Source organism: Pseudomonas sp. C9-3, assembly GCF_032392015.1.
Lineage (GTDB): Bacteria > Pseudomonadota > Gammaproteobacteria > Pseudomonadales > Pseudomonadaceae > Pseudomonas > Pseudomonas nitroreducens.
In genome coordinates, this window is sequence record NZ_CP135919.1 from 1,636,578 (window position 1) to 1,657,871 (window position 21,294).

At 65.1% G+C, this 21,294-nt stretch carries 22 protein-coding genes and 1 riboswitch; of the genes, 8 read left to right on the forward strand and 14 right to left on the reverse strand.

Going from position 1 to position 21,294, the window contains the following annotated elements:
* Positions 1-13: 13 nt before the first annotated feature.
* Positions 14-796 (reverse strand): TSUP family transporter, encoded by a 783-nt coding sequence (locus RS899_RS07475; RefSeq protein ID WP_054907713.1) that lies wholly within the window; start codon positions 794-796, stop codon positions 14-16.
* A 158-nt stretch (positions 797-954) separates the two neighbouring features.
* Here RS899_RS07475 and RS899_RS07480 point away from each other — a divergent pair, with 158 nt between their 5' ends.
* Positions 955-1,599 carry a hypothetical protein gene (locus tag RS899_RS07480; RefSeq protein WP_315809518.1) on the forward strand — a complete coding sequence of 215 codons (645 nt, stop codon included), beginning with the start codon at positions 955-957 and terminating at the stop codon, positions 1,597-1,599.
* A gap of 88 nt (positions 1,600-1,687) precedes the next feature.
* On the opposite strand, the gene RS899_RS07485 is transcribed toward RS899_RS07480, so the two are convergent.
* The 4 genes from RS899_RS07485 to RS899_RS07500 form a co-directional block, all read right to left on the reverse strand.
* Positions 1,688-2,455 carry an SDR family oxidoreductase gene (locus RS899_RS07485; RefSeq protein WP_045208354.1) on the reverse strand — a complete coding sequence of 256 codons (768 nt, stop codon included), beginning with the start codon at positions 2,453-2,455 and terminating at the stop codon, positions 1,688-1,690.
* A 167-nt stretch (positions 2,456-2,622) separates the two neighbouring features.
* The gene (locus tag RS899_RS07490) at positions 2,623-3,690 is read right to left on the reverse strand and encodes a phosphotransferase family protein (protein WP_054907712.1); all 1,068 of its coding nucleotides are present in this window, start codon (positions 3,688-3,690) and stop codon (positions 2,623-2,625) included.
* A 318-nt stretch (positions 3,691-4,008) separates the two neighbouring features.
* Positions 4,009-4,320, reverse strand: coding sequence for an SCP2 sterol-binding domain-containing protein (locus RS899_RS07495; RefSeq protein ID WP_017519529.1), 312 nt, complete (start codon positions 4,318-4,320; stop codon positions 4,009-4,011).
* A 59-nt stretch (positions 4,321-4,379) separates the two neighbouring features.
* Complete coding sequence (locus RS899_RS07500) at positions 4,380-5,090, reverse strand: histidine phosphatase family protein (RefSeq protein ID WP_054907711.1); 711 nt, start codon at positions 5,088-5,090, stop codon at positions 4,380-4,382.
* A gap of 211 nt (positions 5,091-5,301) precedes the next feature.
* Between RS899_RS07500 and sohB the strand changes: the two genes are divergently transcribed.
* Together sohB and RS899_RS07510 are read left to right on the forward strand one after the other, a co-directional pair.
* Complete coding sequence (gene sohB / locus RS899_RS07505; RefSeq protein ID WP_315809519.1) at positions 5,302-6,330, forward strand: protease SohB; 1,029 nt, start codon at positions 5,302-5,304, stop codon at positions 6,328-6,330.
* A 73-nt stretch (positions 6,331-6,403) separates the two neighbouring features.
* Positions 6,404-7,396 carry a YhdH/YhfP family quinone oxidoreductase gene (locus RS899_RS07510; RefSeq protein ID WP_054907709.1) on the forward strand — a complete coding sequence of 331 codons (993 nt, stop codon included), beginning with the start codon at positions 6,404-6,406 and terminating at the stop codon, positions 7,394-7,396.
* Positions 7,397-7,417: 21 nt separating this feature from the next.
* On the opposite strand, the gene RS899_RS07515 is transcribed toward RS899_RS07510, so the two are convergent.
* Both RS899_RS07515 and RS899_RS07520 read right to left on the reverse strand, forming a co-directional pair.
* Positions 7,418-8,272: an alpha/beta hydrolase family protein gene (locus tag RS899_RS07515; protein WP_315809520.1), complete on the reverse strand. Its 855-nt coding sequence runs from the start codon at positions 8,270-8,272 to the stop codon at positions 7,418-7,420.
* Positions 8,273-8,283: 11 nt separating this feature from the next.
* The gene (locus tag RS899_RS07520; RefSeq protein WP_024763305.1) at positions 8,284-8,721 is read right to left on the reverse strand and encodes a hotdog fold domain-containing protein; all 438 of its coding nucleotides are present in this window, start codon (positions 8,719-8,721) and stop codon (positions 8,284-8,286) included.
* A gap of 123 nt (positions 8,722-8,844) precedes the next feature.
* Here RS899_RS07520 and RS899_RS07525 point away from each other — a divergent pair, with 123 nt between their 5' ends.
* Positions 8,845-9,423, forward strand: coding sequence for a TetR/AcrR family transcriptional regulator (locus tag RS899_RS07525; protein WP_169937706.1), 579 nt, complete (start codon positions 8,845-8,847; stop codon positions 9,421-9,423).
* A 269-nt stretch (positions 9,424-9,692) separates the two neighbouring features.
* On the opposite strand, the gene RS899_RS07530 is transcribed toward RS899_RS07525, so the two are convergent.
* The 5 genes from RS899_RS07530 to RS899_RS07550 all read right to left on the reverse strand — a co-directional run bounded on the left by RS899_RS07530 (position 9,693) and on the right by RS899_RS07550 (position 14,507).
* Positions 9,693-10,196 carry a DUF934 domain-containing protein gene (locus RS899_RS07530; protein WP_054907707.1) on the reverse strand — a complete coding sequence of 168 codons (504 nt, stop codon included), beginning with the start codon at positions 10,194-10,196 and terminating at the stop codon, positions 9,693-9,695.
* Positions 10,180-11,838, reverse strand: a complete 1,659-nt coding sequence (locus RS899_RS07535; RefSeq protein ID WP_315809521.1) for a nitrite/sulfite reductase — start codon at positions 11,836-11,838, stop codon at positions 10,180-10,182. Before RS899_RS07535 ends, RS899_RS07530 begins: the two co-directional genes overlap by 17 nt.
* 270 nt (positions 11,839-12,108) lie before the next feature.
* Positions 12,109-12,603 (reverse strand): PaaI family thioesterase, encoded by a 495-nt coding sequence (locus RS899_RS07540; RefSeq protein WP_315809522.1) that lies wholly within the window; start codon positions 12,601-12,603, stop codon positions 12,109-12,111.
* 314 nt (positions 12,604-12,917) lie between these two features.
* Positions 12,918-13,133 carry a DUF2970 domain-containing protein gene (locus RS899_RS07545; RefSeq protein ID WP_024763310.1) on the reverse strand — a complete coding sequence of 72 codons (216 nt, stop codon included), beginning with the start codon at positions 13,131-13,133 and terminating at the stop codon, positions 12,918-12,920.
* Positions 13,134-13,181: 48 nt separating this feature from the next.
* A complete protein-coding gene (locus RS899_RS07550; protein ID WP_315809523.1) occupies positions 13,182-14,507 on the reverse strand; it encodes an MATE family efflux transporter in 1,326 nt (441 codons plus the stop codon).
* A 229-nt stretch (positions 14,508-14,736) separates the two neighbouring features.
* A riboswitch (cyclic di-GMP riboswitch) is annotated at positions 14,737-14,824 on the forward strand.
* A 121-nt stretch (positions 14,825-14,945) separates the two neighbouring features.
* Between RS899_RS07550 and RS899_RS07555 the strand changes: the two genes are divergently transcribed.
* From RS899_RS07555 to RS899_RS07570, 4 genes are all read left to right on the forward strand, one after another.
* Positions 14,946-15,545: a hypothetical protein gene (locus tag RS899_RS07555; RefSeq protein WP_315809524.1), complete on the forward strand. Its 600-nt coding sequence runs from the start codon at positions 14,946-14,948 to the stop codon at positions 15,543-15,545.
* Complete coding sequence (locus RS899_RS07560) at positions 15,542-16,072, forward strand: GTP-binding protein (protein WP_054907703.1); 531 nt, start codon at positions 15,542-15,544, stop codon at positions 16,070-16,072. Before RS899_RS07555 ends, RS899_RS07560 begins: the two co-directional genes overlap by 4 nt.
* A 32-nt stretch (positions 16,073-16,104) precedes the next feature.
* Positions 16,105-16,515 carry a roadblock/LC7 domain-containing protein gene (locus RS899_RS07565; RefSeq protein ID WP_024763314.1) on the forward strand — a complete coding sequence of 137 codons (411 nt, stop codon included), beginning with the start codon at positions 16,105-16,107 and terminating at the stop codon, positions 16,513-16,515.
* A gap of 71 nt (positions 16,516-16,586) precedes the next feature.
* On the forward strand, positions 16,587-16,946 hold the full coding sequence (locus RS899_RS07570; RefSeq protein ID WP_017519512.1) for a hypothetical protein: 360 nt from the start codon (positions 16,587-16,589) through the stop codon (positions 16,944-16,946).
* Between the two features lie 59 nt (positions 16,947-17,005).
* Here the strand turns inward: RS899_RS07570 and RS899_RS07575 are convergent, their stop codons facing one another.
* On the reverse strand, positions 17,006-17,359 hold the full coding sequence (locus tag RS899_RS07575) for a 50S ribosome-binding protein YggL (protein WP_024763316.1): 354 nt from the start codon (positions 17,357-17,359) through the stop codon (positions 17,006-17,008).
* 189 nt (positions 17,360-17,548) lie between these two features.
* Positions 17,549-21,241, reverse strand: coding sequence for a methionine synthase (gene metH / locus RS899_RS07580; protein WP_315809525.1), 3,693 nt, complete (start codon positions 21,239-21,241; stop codon positions 17,549-17,551).
* Positions 21,242-21,294: the final 53 nt, after the last annotated feature.

Genomic DNA, 21,294 nt, shown 5'->3' on the forward strand with positions numbered 1-21,294 from the left:
GCACTGGCCGTCTTCAGGCCGCGGCAGCGAACCAGTGCTGCCAGGCCAGGCGCACGGTCAGCGCCAATACCACCAGGATGAACACTGGGCGGATGAACTTGGCGCCGCCGCCAATCGCCGTGCGCGCGCCGAAGTAGGCGCCGACCATCAGTGAGCTGCCCATGCACAGCCCCAGCAGCCAGACCACCTGGCCCGAGGCGATGAACACCGCCAGCGCAACGATGTTGCTGACGAAGTTCATGCTGCGCGCCACGCCGCTGGCGCGTACCAGGTCCAGCGGGTACATCAGCAGCGTGCTGACGGTCCAGAAGGCGCCGGTGCCGGGCCCGGCCACGCCGTCGTAGAAGCCCAGCCCCAGGCCCTGCGGCCACTGCCGGCCCTGGGCGATCTGCGGGTTGGCGTCCAGCGGCGCTTCGGGCGTCTTGCCGAACAGCAGGTACAGGCCACAGCCGAACACCACCACCGGCAGCATGCGGTTCAGCCATTCCGCCGGCATCAGGTGCGCGGCCCAGGCACCGAGCGCTGCACCGATGGCAGTGGCGATCAACCCTTTGCGCCACTGGCGCGGCTGGAACAGTTTGCGGCGGTAGAAGGTGTAGCTGGCCACGGCAGCGCCAAAGGTCGAGCTGAGCTTGTTGGTGCCCAGCGCCAGGTGCGGCGGGACGCCGGCGGTGAGCAGGGCAGGGATGGTCAGCAGGCCACCGCCGCCGGCAATGGCATCGATGAAACCGGCGAGGAAGGCGACGCCGGCGAGGATGACGAGGGTGGTCGGGTCTACGACGAGTTCGAAGGGCATTGGGTTCGCCTTGATCAGGGGCCCGTCCAGCCACTCTTTTGTAAAGAGTGGGTGGCATAGGAAACGTTAACGGGCCCGAAAGCTGCGACGGTCTGGCTGGCCGCGCAGGTACGCGGTGCGCATAATGCCGGCAATTCTACGAGGAAGGAAATCATTCGATGCAGTACGACGGTCTGGCCTGGGTCGTTGCCATCCTGGCGCTATTGGCCCTGGCGGTAGCCGCCCGCATTCTGTTCGACCGTCACTGGTTCCTCGGCTGGTTGCGCGGTACGGCGGGAATGCTGTTCGTGGCCTTGGCCGCGCTGGTGGCGCTGGTGGCCTGGGACCTGCGCAGCTATGACGCGCTGCCGGCAGAGCGGCCTCTGGCGACCCTGAGCTTCCACAAGATCGGCGAGCAACGCTATGACGTGACGCTGCTGCAGGGCGACGAGGAGCGTCGCGTGGAGCTGGCCGGCGACCTCTGGCAACTGGATGCACGGGTACTGGAGTGGAAAGGCCTGGCACGGCTGATCGGCATGGCGCCCGGCTATCGCCTGCAGGACCTGTCCGGCCGCTTCCTGGCGGTTGAGCAGCAGTCCCTCGGGCGTAAGGTGTCTCTGGTTTCCGATGCGCCGGGGATCGACCTCTGGCGCTGGCTGCGCGATGGCCAGCACGATCTGCTGACTTTCGTGCCGAAAGCCGGGCGGGTGAATTATCTGCCAATGGCCGACCAGGCGGTTTTCGCCGTGCGTTACGGGGCGGGCGGGCTGACCACCGAGCCGATGAATGCGGCGGCCAATCAGGCACTCAAGGAGTGGCAGTAATTCGCCGTCTGCAGGAGCGAGCCTGCTCGCTCCTGCAAAAGCAGAAAAGGGAGCCGAATGGCTCCCTTTCTCGTTTCCGCGAAAGCGCTTAGGCGAGGAAGCCGCCGTCCACGTTCAGCGTCACGCCGGTGGTGTAGCTGGAGGCATCGCTGGCGAGGTACAGCACGGCGCCGGCCATTTCGCTCGGGTCGGCTACGCGCTTGAGCGGGATGCGCTGCAGGGCAACGTTGCGGATGGCGTCGTTGCTCACCAGGGCCGAGGCGAACTTGGTGTCGGTCAGACCCGGCAGCAGGGCGTTGCAGCGGATGTTGAACTGCGCGCATTCCTTGGCGAAGACCTTGGTCATGCTGATCACGGCGGCCTTGGTCACCGAGTAGATGCCCTGGAACTCGCCCGGGGTAACGCCGTTGACCGAGGCGACGTTGATGATGCTGCCGCCACCGTTGGCCTTCATCAGCTTGCCGCCTTCGATGGACATGAAGTAGTAGCCGCGGATGTTCACGTCGACGGTCTTCTGGAAGGCCGACAGGTCGGTGTCCAGCACGTTGCAGAACTGCGGGTTGGTAGCGGCGTTGTTGACCAGGATATCCAGGCGGCCGAACTGCTCGCGGATCTGCGCGAAGACGGCCTGGATCTGCTCCATTTCACCGATGTGGCAGGCAATCGCGGTGGCCTTGCCGCCGGCGGCGACGATCTCGTCAGCCACGGCCTGGCAGCCATCGATCTTGCGGCTGGAGACGATCACGTGGGCGCCCTGTTGGGCCAGCAGCTTGGCGATGGCCTCGCCGATGCCGCGGCTGGCGCCGGAAACGAAGGCGATCTTGCCTTCGAGGTCGAACAGTTGGGTCTTGGACATGGAAATTCTCCTTGTTTTGGGCCGCAAGAGTCGGCTGGCGACCGGCTGCGCGTCGGCTGTACTGCGTTGGAAGCCGGACTCAGATGCTCATTTACAATCGGTAAACTCCGCTCTTCGTCCGGCTTCCGCCTTGTACGGCTCTAGCTCGCCAGGTCGACAGTCGACTCTTACAGGCGGGACTTGCCGATGACCTGCAGGCTCACCTGTTCCAGCAGCTTGTTGGCGTGGATGAAGGTGGCGAAGCGCTTGTCCTGGGTCTGGCCGTGGAAGAAGCGGTAGTAGATCTGCTGCATGATGCCGGCCAGGCGGAACAGGCCGTAGGTGTAGTAGTAATCGAGGTTGTCGATCTGGATGCCAGCGCGTTCGGCGTAGTAGTCGGCGAATTGCTGGCGCGTGAGCATGCCCGGCTCGTGGCTGGGCTGGCGGCGCAGCATCTGCATCGGCTGCGGGTCGCCCGCTTCGATCCAGTAGGCGAGGGTGTTGCCCAGGTCCATCAGCGGGTCGCCGATGGTGGTCATCTCCCAGTCGAGCACGCCGATGATCTGCATCGGGTTGTTCGGGTCGAGGATGACGTTGTCGAAGCGGTAGTCGTTGTGGACGATGCCCGGCTTGTGGTGGTCGGCCGGCATCTTCTCGCGTAGCCATACCTTCACCTGTTCCCAGGCCGGTGCGTCGGGGGTCAGGGACTTCTCGTAGCGATCGATCCAGCCGCCGATCTGGCGCTGCACGTAGCCCTCGGGCTTGCCCAGGTCACCCAGGCCGCAGGCGTTGTAGTCGACGTTGTGCAGGTCGACGAACTTGTCGATGAAGCTCTTGCACAGCGCGGTGGTCTGCGCCGCGCCGAGGTTGAGTTCCTTGGGCAGGTCGCTGCGCAGGATGATGCCGTTGACCCGTTCCATGACGTAGAACTCGGCGCCGATCACCGATTCGTCGGTGCAGTAGGCGTACGCCTTGGGGCAGTAGGGGAAGCCGTCCCTGAGCTGGTTCAGGATGCGGTATTCGCGGCCCATGTCGTGGGCGGACTTGGCCTTTTTGCCAAACGGCGGGCGGCGCAGGACCAGTTCCTGGTTGTCGTACTGGATCAGGTAGGTCAGGTTCGACGCGCCGCCGGGGAACTGGCTGATGCGCGGCTGGCCCTGCAGGCCGGGAATGTGGTCCTTGAGGTAGCCGTCGATCACGGCGGCGTCGAGTTCTTCACCTTCGCGGGAGCGGATGGTCTGGTCGGTCAACGACATGCTGGTCCCTTCTTGTACTGGGCTTGTACGGGTCATCGCACCGCAGCGAAAGCGGCGGGCAAGGGTGGCGCGCAAGGTGGCGTCGTGCTCTGGCCTGATGGGGTGCGGCAGAATCAGGCAAAGCAATGATGGCGCCGGGTGATCATTAGCTAATCTAATGTCGACGTCTGCCGCTCACAAGCACGGCGGGACGTTATTGGCGTCCGTGTTGCACCCCGATCAAGCTGCCTGATTCGCGGGCCGGAGCGGGGCGCGGGCATAAAAAAACCGGAGCCAGGGACTCCGGTTTTTCGTGCTGCGCGGGCAGGCTTCCTCGGATCAGACCGGGAACAGTTCGCCCAGCTTCATCGCCAGCATCATGTCGCCTTCGGCGCGCAGCTTGCCGGCCATGAAGGCTTGCATGCCGTCGGTTTCGCCGCTGGTGATGCCCTTGAGGGTCTCGCTGTCCATGATCAGGGTGACGTTGGGGGACTCGGCGTCGCCCTGTACCACTTCGCAGGTACCGTCCTTGACGACCAGGTAGTGGTTGTCGCCGTCTTCGATGTTGAACTGGAACACCAGATCCAGGCCGGCGGCCGCGCTGGCGTTGAACTTGCTCTTCATGGTGGAAACGATGTCAGCAACACTCATGGTTCTATTCCTTTTCTAGGTTTTCTCGCGCGGCGCTCGGCGCCGCATTGGGCCGGTACTCAACGATAGGTGATGAGTTCCGGCGCCCTCAACAGTTCCAGATGCACGTGACTGTTGAAGGAAGCCAGGGCCACTTCGCTGCCGCGGAACTTCAGGCGGTTGAGCGAAGTGTTGACGATCTGCCAGTTGAGCTCGAAGGCGTTCAGCGCCGGAATGCCGGTGACCATCTGCAGGACGGCGGTGATGGTGCCGCCGGAGGTGAACACGCCGATGTTGTCCTTGCCGCTGGCCGACTCCAGCAGGCGCTTGAGGCCGCCGTGCACGGTGTCGAGGAATTGTGCCCAACTGACCAGGCCGTCCTTGTCATGGTCGCCGGAAACCCAGCGGGCGATCACGGTGGAGAACAGGCGCTGGAATTCGGCGCGGTGGTCGGCGGCGTTGCGCATGATGTGCAGTGCCTGCGGCTCGATCTCCAGCAGGTCCGGCAGGTGGGCGCGGATCACTGCGTCGGCCTCGAATTCGTTGAAGGCGGAATCGATTTCCAGGGTGGGCGTATCGATCCCGGCTTCGTTCAGCCGGCCCATCACCGCTTCGGCGGTGTGGCGCTGGCGGCGCAGGTCGCCGGCAATGCAGCGATCGAAGCGCAGGCCGAGGCTGGCCAGGTGCTCGCCGAGGATTTGCGCCTGGCGCACGCCGGTGTCCGAGAGCACATCGTAGTCGTCGGCACCGAATGAAGCCTGGCCATGTCGAATCAGGTAGATGCTTCCCACGCGCGCGTTCCCGGCAGGGCTGAAAGTTCCGGCGAGGTTATGAGGATCACCTGGGGCTGTCAACGAAAAAACATACGCTTGTTTGAATGCTATTCGCTGGACTGATACAGCGCTTTGCCAGCGCTGGTGGCGGGCCCGCGGCGTGGGTATGCTTGCGGGATTCACAGCGCTTGTCACGCGTGCGCGTACAGAATTGTAAAAGGGGATGTGAGTGGAGTTTCTAGCGAATTACGCGGGTTTCCTGGCCAAGACCTTCACCGTGGTGGTGGCCATCGTCATCGTCCTGGTGGTGATCGCCGCTCTGCGCGGCCGCGGCCGTCGTGGCGGCAGCGGGCACCTGGAGGTGCACAAGCTCAACGACTTCTACAAGGAACTGCGCGAGCGCCTGCAGCACAGCGTGCTGGAGAAGGCCAAGCTCAAGGCCCTGCGCAAGTCCGAGGCGAAAACGCTGAAGGAAGCGAAAAAGAAGAAGGGCGGCGAGAAGAACCGCGTCTACGTGCTGGACTTCGATGGCGACATCAAGGCCTCGGCCACCGAGCAACTGCGCCATGAAGTGACTGCGCTGCTGACCCTGGCTACTCCGCGTGACGAAGTGGTACTGCGCCTGGAAAGCGGCGGCGGCATGGTCCATGGCTACGGCCTGGCCGCCTCCCAGCTGGCGCGCATCCGTCAGGCCGGCGTGCCGCTGACCGTCTGCGTCGACAAGGTCGCCGCCAGCGGCGGCTACATGATGGCCTGCATCGGCGAGCGCATCTTGTCTGCGCCTTTCGCCATCCTCGGCTCCATCGGCGTGGTGGCTCAGTTGCCCAACATCCATCGTCTGCTGAAGAAGCACGACGTCGATTTCGAAGTACTCACCGCCGGCGAGTACAAGCGCACCCTGACCGTGTTCGGCGAGAACACCGACAAGGGCCGCGAGAAGTTCCAGGAAGACCTGGAAACCACCCACGAGCTGTTCAAGCGTTTTGTCGTCCACTACCGCCCCCAGCTGGCCATCGACGAGATCGCCACCGGCGAGGTCTGGTTGGGCCAGGCGGCGCTGGGCAAGAAACTGGTCGACGAGCTCAAGACCAGTGACGAATACCTGGCCGAACGCGCCCGTGAGGCGGATGTCTACCAGCTCAGTTATGTGCAGAAGAAGTCCATTCAGGAGCGCTTCGGCGTGGGCGTCAGCGGCGTGATCGATCGCGTGCTGGTGACCTGGTGGGACCGCCTGGGTCGCAGCCGTTTCTGGCAGTGACTCTTCTGGCAATGATTGGGCGTCGGGCGCCGGGATCGCGCCCGTTTATCGAATTCGAAAGAGGAGGGTCGAGATGAGTGCATTCAAGGCGTTGTGGGTCACGGAGAGCGCGCACGGCGTGCATGACCTGCAGGTGGCCGAGCGGCAGGTTGCCGATCTGCCGGCGGGTGAAGTGCTGGTGCGGGTGAAGTATTCCTCGCTCAACTACAAGGATGCGCTGTCCGCCAGCGGCAACCGTGGCGTCACCCGCAAGTACCCGCACACTCCCGGCATCGACGCCGCCGGCGTGGTGGAAGAGTCCTCGGTGGGCGAATTCGCCGCCGGCGATGAAGTCATCGTCACCGGCTATGACCTGGGCATGAACACGCCGGGTGGCTTCGGCCAGTACATCCGCGTGCCTGCCGCCTGGCTGATCAAGCGCCCGCAGGGCCTGTCGCTGCGCGAATCGATGATCCTCGGCACCGCCGGCCTGACTGCCGCGCTGTGCGTCGACAAGCTCGAGCGCGCCGGCCTGACGCCGTCCGCCGGGCCGATCCTGGTCACTGGCGCCACCGGCGGCGTGGGCAGCATCGCGGTGATGCTGCTGGCGCAACTGGGCTACACCGTGGCTGCCGCCACCGGCAAGCTGGAACAGGCCGAGCTGCTGAACCGCCTTGGCGCGCGGCAGATCCTCGACCGTGCCACCGTCTCCGACGGCGTCGACAAGCCGCTGCTGCGCGAGCAGTGGGCCGGCGCGGTGGACACCGTGGGCGGCGACATCCTGTTCAACGTGGTCAAGTCGCTGCAGTACGGCGGCAGCGTCGCCTGCTGCGGCCTGACCGCCGGTGCCGCCTTCAAGGCCACCGTGCTGCCCTTCATCCTGCGCGGCGTGAACCTGCTGGGCGTGGACTCGGTAGAGCTGCCGCTGGTGGTCAAGGCTTCCATGTGGGACAAGCTGTCCCTGCAATGGAAGCTCGACAACCTCGAAGCGGCCGTCCGCGAGGTCAAACTTGACGACCTGCCGGCCGCCATCCACCAGATCCTGGCCGGCAAGCTGGTCGGACGGGTGCTGGTCAACCTGGATTGATGCCCGTGCCGGGCCTGGGAGTCAGCCCAGGTCCGGCAGCAGGTAATCCGCCCACAGCGAATCGGCGAACTGGCTTCTGAAGAAGCCGAAGTGGCCGATGCGCTTCACGCCGATATCCTCCGGCGCGATTCTCTTCAGCGTCTTCGGCGAGCCACGGTAGAAACCGTGCAGCGACTCGGTATTGCGCCCGGACATCATCTCGTCGTCGGTGAAGGAGATGGAGATAATGGGTGTGCTCACCGAGGAATATGCCTCGCGAACCGCGCCGCCTTCCGCGCCCACCGAGTACTCCGGGTCCAGGCACCAGCGCCGCCATTGCTCGATCACCCCGCGCGGCAGGTCGCCAACCACGCCCAGGCGCTTGCCGGGGAAGTAGCCCAGCAGCGGCGTGATCGTCGGTGCCAGCAGGTACCAGAGCAGCCAGGCCTTATGCCGCAAGCCCTTGGTGTTCTCGCGCCAGTAGCCGCTGCCGGTGGCAATGGTGAAGGCGCGGTGGATGCGCTCGGTACCCCGCACGAAGGGCAGTATCTGCCCGCCGAGGCTGTGGCCGATCCAGTACACCGGCAGCTCGCCGGCCGCGGCGACCACGGCATCGAGCATGGTGCTGCAGTCGTGGTTGCCCCAGGCGAGGATGTCGACGTCCAGGTCACGCAGGGAGCCGGCGCGGGACTTACCCATGCCGACATAGTCGAAGGTGACTGTCAGGTAGCCGCGCTCGGCCAGCCAGTTGGCGAAGGCTGTGTAGAAGCGCTGCTCGACGCCCATGGCAGGAACGATCAGCACCGCTCCGCGGGCTTCGCCGGGTGGGTAGTACCAGTGGCTGGAGAGGCTTTGGCCATTGCCGTTGTCCAGCGGGCGGGGAAGCGGTGTGATCATGGCGCGATCCCTCAGGCCTGGCTGATGTACATGGTGATGTCGGCGCGGAAGACCTTCTTGTCACCGACGTAGGCGAGCACCGGGACGATGACGTCGCCTTCCTGGTTCCAGTCCACGGCACGGCCATCGGCCACGGCGCGTACGTCACCGTCGGCCTTGGCCAGGTATTCCACGGTCATGCCGCGGGGAATCCAGCGGCGGCCCTTGGGGATCGACACGTCGGTCATGGTCCCGGCGGCCAGTTCGGCAGCGTTGCACAGGGCGATGGCGTGCACGGTGCCGATGTGGTTGAGCACTTCGCGGCGCTTGGGGAAGGTCACTTCCGCGTAGCCTGGGCGCAGTTCGACGAACTGCGGGGCGATGCTGGCGAAGTAGGGGGCGACCTGGCCGATCATGGCGCTGAACTGCGCGGGGCCGGCCTGCTGGTACATTTGCATCATCTGACTCATGGCAACTCCGGGGCAAAGCGGATTGAAGATGGATGCGCGCCCAGGCAGTATACGAAGACTAGAAATTAATTCTAGAAAAATATTCTAGAATTCTGTTCGAGCGGTTTTTCCAACAGGAACCCCATGGCCCGACCTTCCCGCAAAGACGACATCCTCCAGGCCGCGCTGGCCTGCTTCAGCGAATCCGGCGTGGATGCCACCACCATCGAGATGATCCGCGACCGCTCCGGCGCCAGTATCGGCAGCCTGTATCACCACTACGGCAACAAGGAACGGATCATCGGCGCGCTGTACCTCACGGGCGTCGGCCAATATGCCGCGCTGCTCGATGCCGGAATCGAGGACGGGATGAGCGCGGAGGCCTGCGTGAAGCTGTTCGTCACCTGCTACGTCGATTGGGTGGCGGCGAACCCGGAGTGGGCGCGTTTCATCCTGCACAGCAGGGGGCGCGTCGAAGCGGGAGAGGTAGGCGAGGCGTTGCGCGAAGCCAACCGCGAACAGGGCCGCCGCATTGCCGGGCTGCTCTCCGAGCACCGCAAGGCCGGGGCGTTCAAGGAGCTGGCGCCGGAGCTGTTCAATTCGGTGGTGATCGGCCCGAGCCAGGACTACGCGCGCAACTGGCTGGCCGGGCGTACGCGGGTGGACCTGATCGATTGCCGGGATCAACTGGCGCAGATTGCCTGGGAGAGCGTGCGGGCCTGATGCTCTGCAGGCTTAGGCGGATGCACCTTCTGTAGGAGCGAGCTTGCTCGCGAACGGTGTTCCCGGCAGTTGCGGCGCTGCATCGGTTCGCGAGCAAGCTCGCTCCTACGAAGGGCCGTAGGGCGGATAACCTGGAACAGGTTATCCGCCGTCCCCCTGCAGGCGGATAACGCTGGCGCGCTATGCGCCCTACGAGAAATGCGCCGTGCAGAATTGAAAAAGCCCCGCGATGCGGGGCTTTTTCATGTCGCTGAATCAGCTCTGCCGGGTCAGGCCAGCTGGCGGCGACGGAACAGCGGTTGCGGCTGGGTCACCGAGGTCTGGTAGACCTCGCTGAAGTCGTCCAGGCCCGCCAGCGCTGCTTGCGGATCGCGGTCGGCGCGGATGGCGTAGGCGTCGAAGCCGCAGCTCTGCATGAAGAACAGCTGGTCACGCAGGACATCGCCGATGGCGCGCACTTCGCCCTTGTAGCCGAAGCGCTCGCGCAGCAGGCGCGCGGTGCTGAAGCCGCGGCCGTCGGTGAAGGCCGGGAAGTTCACGGCGATCACCTGGAAGTTGTCCAGGTCGCCGGCGATGGCTTCGGGCTCTTCGTCCGCATCCAGCCAGACGCCCAGGCCGCCGTCGCGACCGCGCAGGGCAGGGCCGTGTTCCAGCCACAGGTTCAGCGGGATGATCACGTCGTCGCAGTTAGGCACGGTTTCCAGGGTCGCGTCCTTGGGCAGCAGGTGCCAACGGTCGTCGACGACCTCGCGGTGCTTAATGATTCGCTGCATATACGCGCTCCTTGAAGGGGTCGATGCCGATGCGACGGTAGGTATCGAGGAAACGTTCCTCTTCGGTGCGCTGTTCCACGTAGACCTTGATGATCTTCTCGATCACGTCGGCCATCTGCTCCTGGGCGAAGGACGGGCCGAGGATCTGCGCCAGGCTGGCGTCGCGGCTGGCGCTGCCGCCCAGGGAGACCTGGTAGAACTCCTCGCCCTTCTTGTCCACGCCGAGGATGCCGATGTGGCCGACGTGGTGGTGGCCGCAGGCGTTCATGCAGCCGGAGATGTTCAGATCGATGGCGCCGATGTCGAACAGGTAGTCCAGGTCGTCGAAGCGACGCTGGATGGCTTCGGCCACCGGGATCGACTTGGCGTTGGCCAGGGAGCAGAAGTCACCGCCCGGGCAGCAGATGAGGTCGGTCAGCAGGCCCACGTTCGGGGTGGCGAAACCGTTCTCGCGCAGTTCGCCCCAGAGGGTGAACAGCTGCGCCTGCTCGACGTCGGCGAGGATGATGTTCTGGTTATGGCTGTTGCGCACTTCGCCGAAGCTGTAGCGGTCGGCCAGGTCGGCGACCACGTCCAGCTGCTTGTCGGTGATGTCGCCGGGCGCCACGCCGGTGGGCTTGAGCGACAGGGTCACGGCGACGTAGCCGGGCTTCTTGTGGGCGAAGGTGTTGCGGCTGCGCCAGCGGGCGAAGCCGGGGTTCTCGGCGTCGAGCTGGGCGAGGGCGGCGTCCTGGTTTTCCAGTGCCAGGTAGGCCGGGTCGACGAAGTGCGCGGCCACGCGCTGCAGCTCGGCGTCGGTCAGGGTGCTCGGGCCGTCCTTCAGGTTCGCCCATTCGGCGTCGACCTTCTGGGCGAAGACTTCCGGCGTCAGCGCTTTCACCAGGATCTTGATGCGCGCCTTGTACTTGTTGTCCCGACGGCCATAGCGGTTGTACACGCGCAGGATGGCGTCCAGGTAGGACAGCAGGTGCTTCCACGGCAGGAATTCATTGATGAAATTGCCGACGATCGGGGTACGGCCCAGGCCGCCACCGACAGAGACGCGGAAGCCCAGCTCGCCGGCTTCGTTCTGCACCGCTTCCAGGCCGATATCGTGCACCTCGATGGCGGCACGGTCGCTCACGGCGCCGTTGACGGCGATCTTGAACTTGCGCGGCAGGTGGGCGAACTCGGGGTGGAAGGTCGACCACTGGCGGATGATCTCGCACCAGGGGCGCGGATCGACCAGTTCGTCATGGGCGACGCCGGCGAACTGGTCGGTGGTGGTGTTGCGGATGCAGTTGCCGCTGGTCTGGATCGCGTGCATCTGCACGGTGGCCAGCTCGGCGAGGATTTCCGGCACGTCTTCCAGTTCCGGCCAGTTGTACTGGACGTTCTGGCGGGTGCTGATGTGCGCGTAGCCCTTGTCGTAGTCGCGGGCGATCTGCGCCAGCTTGCGAACCTGCTGGGAGTTCAGCAGGCCGTAAGGCACGGCCACGCGCAGCATGGGCGCATAGCGCTGGATGTACAGGCCATTCTGCAGACGCAGCGGGCGGAATTCCTCGCCGGTCAGTTCGCCCGCCAGGTAACGGTGGGTCTGATCGCGGAACTGCTTGACGCGATCCTCTACGATCCTTTGATCGTATTCGTCATATACGTACATGAATCATCCTGCTGTCAGGCTATAGCGCTCAGGGCGTACTGCGTTTCCCAGCGCGCACGGCAACGCGCTCCACGCGGAGTGGGGCGCACGATACCAGTTCGGGAATATGCGCAAAAGTGATGTTTGAGTATATGGCGAGAACTTTCGGATCTAAGCCGCGCCAGGCCTGAGGCTCAGGCAGGACGGGGGCTTGCGCCGGTGCCCGGGCTCGCCGTTGCGGCGCTGCCCTTTATACCCATTTCAAACGGCAGCGGCGCAATTGGCAGTCGATCAGGCTTCGCGGCCGTGGGCGGCATCGCGCAGTTGCGAGGTGTCGACGCGGACGAAGATCGAGTCGCCGACGCAGGTCAGCACGTCGCCGGCGTAGACCTCGCAGATGATCCGGCTCTTGCGGCCGACTTCGCCCTCGACATGCGCCCTGAGGGTCAGCGGCACGCCCATGGGTGTCGGCTTGATGTACTTGATGCCCAGGTTGCCGGTGACGCAGTCAATACGCGGCAGGCTGCCCGGCTCGCGGCCCTCGGCGCGGTAGTGATAGGCCATGGCGGTCCAGTTGGAGTGGCAGTCCACCAGCATGGCGATCAGGCCGCCGTAGACCAGCTCCGGCCAGCCGCAGTACTTGGCCTCGGGCAGGTGTTCGGCAACCACGTGGATACCGTCGTCGTGCCAGCGGCTCTTGATGTGCAGTCCGTGCGGGTTGCTGCCGCCGCAGCCATAGCAGACACCCTCGGGCGCGACGGTGTCCTGTAGCGATACCAGGTTCATTACTGTTCCTTGTTCTTGTCGTTGTGCTTGTCGAGCAGCCAGCCTAACGGCTTTCGAAGCAGGGCGGGAGTAGCGGGGTGGGCAGAGCTGGTCTTAACTCGTGGTGTGGTTCTTCAGCCAATAACGAGAAGATGGGGGAAGCATGAGCGAAGAAACGTCGAACAAGACCAGCGACAGCGTCGTCGATGCCCGCGCCGCATTCATCCTGATCCTGCTGGTGGTCGCGACCGCCGTGTTCTGGGTCAGCCATCAGTGACAGCGGTGCCGGCGGGCCGTCCTGCGGCCCGCTGGTACCAAACGCCTCGCCGCCTGTCCTACAGCCCGGCGAAATGCAGCACCAGTTGCACCAGCCCGTACAGCAGCAGCACGAAGATCAGCGTGAAGAGAATGCCCATGGCGATGAAGTGACTGGGCTTGCCGTGGGTGAAGTCGCGCGCCCGGTTGCGCCCGCTCTGCACGCCGAAGGCCGCGGCCAGCACGCTGTGCAGCATCTGCCAGAAGGTCGGCGGCTTGTTCTGTTGCTCGTCCATCGTTCATCCTCCTTTTGCCTGCAAGCCTAGCTCCTGACGGAGCTGGCGCTAGAGTTCGATCTGCGTCCACTGGCGCTTCTGCCACATCACCGCGAAGATCGCCGAGGCCAGCCCGCGCTGCAGAATCTGCATGCTCCAGATCGCCAGCAGGCCGCCGCCCAGTACCGGGCCGACCAGATAGGCCAGCGGCAGGAAGAACAGCCACTGATTGCCCAGGCTGACCGCCATCACCGTGCGCACGGCCCCCGCGCCCAGCAGCGCCTGGGTCAGCACCAGCGCCGTAGCGTCGATCACCATGCCCATGCCGGTCAGCATCAGCGGCACGCGGCCCAGTTCGATCAGCGCAGGGTCGCTGACGAATAGCCGCAGGATGGCCTCGGGGAATATCCAGAACGGCGCACCCAGCAGCGCCAGCCCACAGGCCGCCACCTTCACCACGTCCCAGCCCCAGCGGTGAGCGCTGTCGAAATCGCGCTCGCCCATGCTCTGGCTGACCAGGGTGGTTGCCGCCATGCCCAGGCCGACGCCAGGCAGGATCAGGAACAGCGCCAAGTTGATCAGCACGTGGGCCACGGCCAGTTCGCGGGTGCCGACCTGGGCGATGATCCAGAACAGCAGGGTGATGCCGGCGGCGAAGAAGAACTGCTGCAGCGAGTTGGGCAACGACAGGCGCAACAACGTGCGGACGTCGCGCTCGCTCGGCAGGCGCGGGTGACAGCCTTGGGCGCGTGCATCGCGCCAGGTAATCCAGGCGTAGATCAGCGAGCCGATGTACAACGCCAGGGTGGTGCCCAGGCCGCTTCCCACCGCGCCCATGCGCGGCAGGCCGAACAGGCCGTGGATCAGGCTGTAGCTGATCGCCGCGTTGGCGAGGTGCATGACCACCAGAGTGCGCATGTACATGCCTGATCGCCGGGTGCCGTTCCAGTAGCCCCGGAAGGAGAAGTTCAGGCCCACGGCGAGCACCGACAGCGCGCGCCATTCGAAGTAGGGGGTGCCGACCGCCAGCACGTCAGGGTCGCTGGACAGGGCGCGGACGATGGGCTCGGCGAACAGCAGGCAGATCAGCGTGATCGGCAGCGACAGGCCCAGCGCGACCAGCAGCCCGCAGTTCAGCGGTGCGGCCAGCTCGTCGCTGCGACCTTCGCCCCGCCGGCGAGCTACCAGCGCCTGTACGCCGGCCCCCAGCCCCATCACCAGGGAGATGGCGACGAAGTTGGCGTAGCTGCCGATGCCGACCCCGGCGAGGGATTTCTCCCCCAGGTGGCCAACCATGGCTGCATCCACCAGGTTGAGCAGGCTCTGGCTGAGCATGCCGCCGATGATCGGCAGGCCCAGGCTGAGAATGTTCTGGAACCGCTGGCGCTCTAGCATGGCGTCTCGGGGCAGTGAATTCCGGCTTGTTGTGGATATCCGGCGGGCCGTGCCGGTGAGGCGCCGCTGTGGGAAATCCTAGCCGAAGGGCAGGCTTCCTGCTCCCTTTTGGGGCGGAATATGCCTACGAACATTGCGAAGTTGTTCCGGTGATATTTCCGATGTTTGTGTGAGGTATGTCACGTTTTTTCGGCTTGGCGAACGAAGGCGGCGTACTACGCTGAAATTCAATTGACCAGGGCAAACCTGTGCGAAAGCCAGGGACGCAAAGCCACCGATCTACCGCCCGCAAGGGCCATGACCGCGGGGTTGCCAAGCAGGCCGGACGTTCGTCCGCGCCCTCTGCGAGCTTGTGCTCGGCATCCTCCAACGTCCCGGTGAGCCTCCTGATCAACCCGTGCAGGTTGATGGTGTTTGTTGGCCCAAGGGAGCGCGCCGATGAATCAGCCGTACCAGCTTCAGTACACCTACGGGTTCGCCCGGATGGCGTTGCGTGATCAGGTGGTGTTCAAGTCCATTGTCGGCTTGCTCAGTGGTCGCACGTTGGCGAGCTGGGCGTATGTCGATGGCCCGGCCGACCTGCTGGTGGAGGGCGAGGAGGGCGAGCCGCGGGTGCAGTTGCGCACGGCCGAGGGTGAACCGCTCTGGGTGCACTGGCCGCTGCGTGCCAGCGAGGTATTCGATTGCCTGGAACGTGCCGCCCGCGCCATCGGCCAGCGGCCGGCGCATTCCACGGGTGAAGCTCTGCGCCTGAAGCACTGGCCGGCAGCGGCGCTGCTCAAGGGTGATCACCGCTACGTCCGGCTGGCCACGCTGCTCTGTGCAAGGACCATGAGCCTGGACGAGCTTTGCGAGCGCTCCGGCGTGCCGCGCCACGTGGCGGAGAGCTTCGCCCGCCTGATGGCCGCCCAGGACATGCTCCAGCCCGGCGAGGCCTTGCCGGCGCGGCCCGAGCAACAGGCAGCCGCCCCCGTCGGCCTGCTGGCGCGCATCCGCCGCCACTTCGGCCTTGGCGGTGCTTCGGAGGTCGGTCGATGAGGGAATACAAGATCCTCTTCACCGGCACCATGGGCGCCGGCAAGACCACCGCCATCGCCGCGATCAGCGATATCGAGCCGGTCAGCACCGATGTGCAGAACAACGATCCCAACCTGGACAAGGCACGCACCACGGTCGGCCTGGACTACGGCGAAGTGGTGCTCGGGCCCGATGAGCGCCTGCGCCTTTACGGCACGCCCGGTCAGGCGCGCTTCGCCTTCATGTGGGGCATCCTCGCGCGCGGGGCGCTGGGGCTGGTGATCCTGATCGACAACTCGCGGCCCGATCCGCTGGGCGACCTGCAGGTTTACCTCGATGGCTTTGCCGACTGCATCGCCGGTGCGCCCTGTGTCATCGGCGTCGGGCGACTGCCAGGGCATCCCGTCCCCGGCCTGGATGACTACGCCGCCGCGCTGGCGCGGGCCGGCCACAGCTTCCCGGTAGTCGAAGTGGACGTACGCGAGGCGGAGCAGGTGCGCATGCTGCTCGACCTGCTCCTGCTGCAACTGGAATGCACGGCGGCCTGAAGCCTGACGTTTGCAACCGACTGGAGTCGACCATGGAACACGCCTTGACGAGCTTGCCGGAAAGACTGCGGAACGACGCCGAACAGGCGTTGGATGAGCTCGGCGCCAGCCTGGGGCGGCTGAGCGCGGCGGTGATCGCCACCACCGACGGCTTTGAGGTGGCCTCCCGCGCCGGTAAGGGGCTGGAGGTTTCCAAGCTGGCAGCCATGGCCTGCTCGATTTCGGCCCTTGGCGCCATGGTCGGCCAGGAGAGCGAGGTCGGCCCGCACCAGAACGTGATAGTCGAGGCCAGCGAGGGCTACATCGTCATCGTCGACATACCGCATCCGAGCCATCCGATGATCCTCAACCTGGTCGCCGATCGAGAGGAGATGCTTGGCCAGGTGCTCTACCAGGCCAAGCGAACGGCAACCCGGCTGGCGGATCTGTCGCTGGCCGGCTGAGACAAAAGGTTTCGCGGCGCGCGCGGTCGCGGGGCCCCTATAACAGGACGCGCACTCAAGGAGTAATCGCTATGGCAGCACTGCAACAATCGCTGGACGAACTGCTGAACCTGGATGGTGCCCTGGCGTCGGCCGTGGTGGATGCCAAGAGCGGCATGCTGCTCGGGCAGGCAGGAGGCGGCGTGGACCTGGAACTGGCGGCCGCGGGCAACACCGAGGTGGTGCGCGCCAAGCTCAAGACCATGAAGTCCCTGGCGCTCAACGACGTGATCGAGGACATCCTCATCACCCTCGGCCGGCAGTACCACATCATCCGCCCGATGGCGAAGCACGAAGGGGTGTTCATGTACTACGTGCTGGACAAGGTGAAAGCCAACCTGGCGCTGGCGCGGCGCAAGTTGCAGGAGGTCGAGGCACAGGTGGCGATCTGAGGTGAGCTGATGGACGTGGGCGGGCGGGGAGGCCCGCCCACGCTTTGCGCAAGGAGTGCTTACTCCTCGAACAGGCCGTGCCAGCAGTCGCTCAGCTCGCCCAGTTCGAAGGATTTCACCCAGGACTGCTTTTCCAGCCACAGACGGGTGGTCTCGCGGTCGGCTTCGGTCAGGCTGCCGACGTCGTTCAGGCACAGGTAGCCGGTGAACTCGCCGTCTTCGGTGGCGCCGCCGACGAAGACCCAGCCTTCGGACTCGACGAAGGCGATCCACTGGTCGAGCACGTCATCCAGGTCGCCGGTGTAGTTCACTTCGAGGCTGAAGCCGAACTCCTGGAACTCGCCCAGGCGCAGCTTCTTCAGCAGGCGGCGTTTGCGAGGCTTGGCCATTTGTTCGGGGGTGAGGTATTTCATCTGTGATTCTCTCTTCAGCGGAAGCCTGGCGGGTGGCCAGCTTCGATCCGTTGTGCCCTGGGGGTGCCCAGGATGGCGGGATTATCCCGCATCTGCGCAGGATATGCAGCGAAGCTTTTCCCCAGGCCGCGGACCTGCCTGACGAAACCGCCGCGCCGGGCGGGCCCGGCTGCGGCGTGGGGCGTCAGATCAGTTGTCGTAGCCCAGGTTGGGCGACAGCCAGCGCTCGCTGGTGCTGATTTCCTGGTCCTTGCGCGCGCTGTAGCGTTCGATCTGGTCCTTGTCGAGCTTGCCCACGGCGAAGTACTGCGCCTGCGGGTGGGCGAAGTACCAGCCGCTGACGGCGGCGGCGGGGAACATCGCGTAGTGCTCGGTCAGGGTCACGCCGGACAGGCCCTGCGGATCGAGCAGCTGGAACAGCGTGCCTTTCTCGGTATGGTCCGGGCAGGCCGGGTAGCCGGGCGCCGGACGGATGCCGACGTACTGCTCCTTGATCAGCGCCTCGTTGTCCAGGTGTTCCTCGGGCTGGTAACCCCAGTATTCCTTGCGCACGCGCTCGTGCAGCCATTCGGCGCAGGCTTCGGCGAGGCGGTCGGCCAGGGCCTTGACCATGATCGCGCTGTAGTCGTCGCCCTTGGCCTCGTAGGCCTTGGCCACTTCCTCGGCGCCGATGCCGGCGGTAGTGATGAAGCCGCCGACGTAGTCCTTCACGCCGCTGTCCTTGGGCGCGACAAAGTCGGCCAGGCTGAAGTTCGGCTTGCCGTCGGGCTTGATGGTCTGCTGGCGCAGGTGGTGCAGGGTGGCCAGCTTGTGGCCGTCGTCGCCGTAGACTTCCAGGTCGTCGTGGTGCACCTGGTTGGCCGGCCAGAAGCCCAGCACAGCACGGGACTTGATCAGCTTCTCGTCGATCAGCTTCTTCAGCATCGCCTGGGCGTCGTTGAACAGGCTGGTCGCCGCTTCGCCCACGACTTCGTCGGTGAGGATGCGCGGGTACTTGCCGGCCAGGTCCCAGGAGATGAAGAAGGGCGTCCAGTCGATGTACTCGGCCAGCACGTTGAGGTCGATATCATCCAGCACCTTGACGCCGGTGAAGCTCGGCACCGGCGGCTGGTAGCCGGCCCAGTCGAACTTCGGCTTGGCGGCGATGGCCTGTTCGTAGCTCAGGCGCTCGGTGCGCGCGCTGCGGTTGGCGGTGCGTTCGCGCACTTCCGCGTACTCTTCGCGCAGCTTGCGGGCGTACTCGGGCTTCATTTCCTTGGACAGCAGCGTGGTCGCCACGCCCACCGCGCGGGAGGCGTCGGTGACGTAGACCACCGCGTCGTTGCTGTACTGCGGGTCGATCTTCACCGCGGTGTGCGCCTTGGAGGTGGTGGCGCCGCCGATCAGCAGGGGCAGGCTGAAGTTCTGCCGCTGCATCTCCTTGGCCACGTGGACCATCTCGTCCAGCGACGGAGTGATCAGGCCGGACAGGCCGATGATGTCGCACTTCTGCTCGCGGGCGGTCTGCAGGATCTTCTCCGCCGGGACCATCACGCCCAGGTCGACGATGTCGTAGCCGTTGCAGCCCAGCACCACGCCGACGATGTTCTTGCCGATGTCGTGGACGTCGCCCTTCACCGTGGCCATGAGAATCTTGCCCTTGGCTTCTGGCTTGTCGCCTTTTTCCGCTTCGATGAAGGGAATCAGGTGCGCCACGGCCTGCTTCATCACGCGGGCGGATTTCACCACCTGCGGGAGGAACATCTTGCCGGCGCCGAACAGGTCACCGACCACGTTCATGCCGGACATCAGTGGGCCTTCGATGACCTCGATGGGGCGCGCGCACTTCTGCCGGCATTCCTCGGTGTCTTCGACGATGAAGGTGGTGATGCCCTTGACCAGGGCGTGCTCCAGGCGCTTCTCGACGCTGTGGCTGCGCCACTCTTCGTCTTCCACTTCCTTGACCGCGCCGCCGCCCTTGTAGTTGTCGGCGATGGCCAGCAGCGCTTCGGTGGCGTCCGGGCTGCGGTTGAGCACCACGTCCTCGACCTTGTCGCGCAGCTCCTTCGGGATCTCGTCGTAGATCTCCAACTGGCCGGCGTTGACGATGCCCATCGTCAGGCCGTTCTGGATCGCGTAGTAGAGGAACACCGAGTGGATCGCCTCGCGCACCGGGTTGTTGCCACGGAACGAGAACGACACGTTGGACACCCCGCCCGAGGTCAGTGCGTAGGGCAGGTTGTCACGGATGTAGGCGCAGGCCTCGATGAAGTCGACCGCGTAGTTGTTGTGTTCCTCGATACCGGTGGCGACCGCGAAGATGTTCGGGTCGAAGATGATGTCTTCCGGCGGGAAGCCCACTTCGTTGACCAGGATGTCGTAGGAGCGCTGGCAGATTTCTTCCTTGCGCGCCTGGGTATCGGCCTGGCCGGCTTCGTCGAAGGCCATCACCACCACGGCGGCGCCATAGCGCTTGCACAGGCGGGCGTGGTGCTTGAACTGCTCGACGCCTTCCTTCATGGAGATGGAGTTGACGATGCCCTTGCCCTGGATGCACTTCAGGCCGGCTTCGATCACCTCCCACTTGGATGAGTCGATCATGATCGGCACGCGGGAGATGTCCGGCTCGGAGGCGATCAGGTTGAGGAACTTCACCATGGCCGCCTTGGAGTCGAGCATGCCCTCGTCCATGTTGATGTCGATCACCTGGGCGCCGGCTTCCACCTGCTGCTGCGCCACTTCCAGCGCTTCGGCGTAGTTCTCCTCGCGGATCAGCCGCGCGAACTTGGCCGAGCCGGTGATGTTGGTGCGCTCGCCGACGTTCACGAACAGCGAGTTGCGGTCGATGGTGAAGGGTTCCAGGCCGGACAGGCGGCAGGCCTTGGGAATCTCCGGGATGGCGCGTGGCGCGTACTTGGCTACGGCCTTGGCGATGGCCTCGATATGGCCCGGCGTGGTGCCGCAGCAGCCGCCGATGATGTTGAGGAAGCCGGATGAGGCGAACTCTTCCACGACCACCGCCATTTCCGCCGGGGTCTCGTCGTACTCGCCGAAGGCGTTCGGCAGGCCGGCGTTGGGGTGGGCGGAGACGTGGGTCCCGGCCTTGGTCGCCAGCTCTTCCAGGTACGGGCGCAGCTCTTTTGCACCGAGGGCGCAGTTGAGGCCGACGGAGATCGGGTTGGCGTGGCGCACCGAGTTCCAGAAGGCCTCGGTGGTCTGGCCGGACAGGGTGCGGCCGGAGGCGTCGGTGATGGTGCCGGAGATCATGATCGGCAACTCGACGCCCAGCTCTTCATAGACGCCCTGCACGGCGAAGATCGCTGCCTTGGCGTTGAGGGTGTCGAAGATGGTCTCGATCAGGATCAGGTCCGCGCCGCCCTCGATCAGGCCGCGGGTGGATTCGCTGTAGTTCTCCACCAGTTCGTCGAAGGTGACGTTGCGGAAGCCGGGGTCGTTGACGTCCGGGGAAATCGAGCAGGTGCGGCTGGTCGGGCCGAGGACGCCGGCGACGAAGCGCGGGCGGTCCGGGGTCTCGGCGGTCTTGGCGTCGGCCACTTCACGGGCCAGGCGCGCGCCCTCGACGTTCATCTCGTAGGCCAGCTCCTGCATGTCGTAGTCGGCCTGCGACACGCGGGTGGCGTTGAAGGTGTTGGTCTCGAGGATGTCGGCGCCGGCATCGAGGTAGGCCTTCTCGATGGCCTGGATCACGTCCGGGCGGCTGAGCAGCAGCAGGTCGTTGTTGCCCTTCACGTCGCTCGGCCAGTCGGCGAAGCGCGCGCCACGGTAGTCCTCTTCCTGCAGCTTGTAGCTCTGGATCATGGTGCCCATGCCGCCGTCGAGGATCAGGATGCGCTCCTTGAGGGCTTGCTGGAGGGCTTGCAGGCGTGCGGCACGGTCGATCATTGGAATACCTGGGGGAAAAGGGCGTGGCGAAAGGTCGCTGATGATAGCAAAGC

Coding starts and splice junctions, on each gene's coding strand:
- RS899_RS07575 (WP_024763316.1), bottom strand. CDS start 17,359: ATGAAATACCTCACCCCCGAACAAATGGCCAAGCCTCGCAAACGCCGC.
- RS899_RS07540 (WP_315809522.1), bottom strand. CDS start 12,603: ATGAACCTGGTATCGCTACAGGACACCGTCGCGCCCGAGGGTGTCTGC.
- RS899_RS07510 (WP_054907709.1), top strand. CDS start 6,404: ATGAGTGCATTCAAGGCGTTGTGGGTCACGGAGAGCGCGCACGGCGTG.
- RS899_RS07480 (WP_315809518.1), top strand. CDS start 955: ATGCAGTACGACGGTCTGGCCTGGGTCGTTGCCATCCTGGCGCTATTG.
- RS899_RS07530 (WP_054907707.1), bottom strand. CDS start 10,196: ATGCAGCGAATCATTAAGCACCGCGAGGTCGTCGACGACCGTTGGCAC.
- RS899_RS07555 (WP_315809524.1), top strand. CDS start 14,946: ATGAATCAGCCGTACCAGCTTCAGTACACCTACGGGTTCGCCCGGATG.
- RS899_RS07475 (WP_054907713.1), bottom strand. CDS start 796: ATGCCCTTCGAACTCGTCGTAGACCCGACCACCCTCGTCATCCTCGCC.
- RS899_RS07525 (WP_169937706.1), top strand. CDS start 8,845: ATGGCCCGACCTTCCCGCAAAGACGACATCCTCCAGGCCGCGCTGGCC.
- RS899_RS07550 (WP_315809523.1), bottom strand. CDS start 14,507: ATGCTAGAGCGCCAGCGGTTCCAGAACATTCTCAGCCTGGGCCTGCCG.
- RS899_RS07570 (WP_017519512.1), top strand. CDS start 16,587: ATGGCAGCACTGCAACAATCGCTGGACGAACTGCTGAACCTGGATGGT.
- metH (WP_315809525.1), bottom strand. CDS start 21,241: ATGATCGACCGTGCCGCACGCCTGCAAGCCCTCCAGCAAGCCCTCAAG.
- RS899_RS07495 (WP_017519529.1), bottom strand. CDS start 4,320: ATGAGTGTTGCTGACATCGTTTCCACCATGAAGAGCAAGTTCAACGCC.
- RS899_RS07485 (WP_045208354.1), bottom strand. CDS start 2,455: ATGTCCAAGACCCAACTGTTCGACCTCGAAGGCAAGATCGCCTTCGTT.
- RS899_RS07545 (WP_024763310.1), bottom strand. CDS start 13,133: ATGGACGAGCAACAGAACAAGCCGCCGACCTTCTGGCAGATGCTGCAC.
- RS899_RS07535 (WP_315809521.1), bottom strand. CDS start 11,838: ATGTACGTATATGACGAATACGATCAAAGGATCGTAGAGGATCGCGTC.
- RS899_RS07565 (WP_024763314.1), top strand. CDS start 16,105: ATGGAACACGCCTTGACGAGCTTGCCGGAAAGACTGCGGAACGACGCC.
- RS899_RS07560 (WP_054907703.1), top strand. CDS start 15,542: ATGAGGGAATACAAGATCCTCTTCACCGGCACCATGGGCGCCGGCAAG.
- RS899_RS07520 (WP_024763305.1), bottom strand. CDS start 8,721: ATGAGTCAGATGATGCAAATGTACCAGCAGGCCGGCCCCGCGCAGTTC.
- RS899_RS07490 (WP_054907712.1), bottom strand. CDS start 3,690: ATGTCGTTGACCGACCAGACCATCCGCTCCCGCGAAGGTGAAGAACTC.
- RS899_RS07515 (WP_315809520.1), bottom strand. CDS start 8,272: ATGATCACACCGCTTCCCCGCCCGCTGGACAACGGCAATGGCCAAAGC.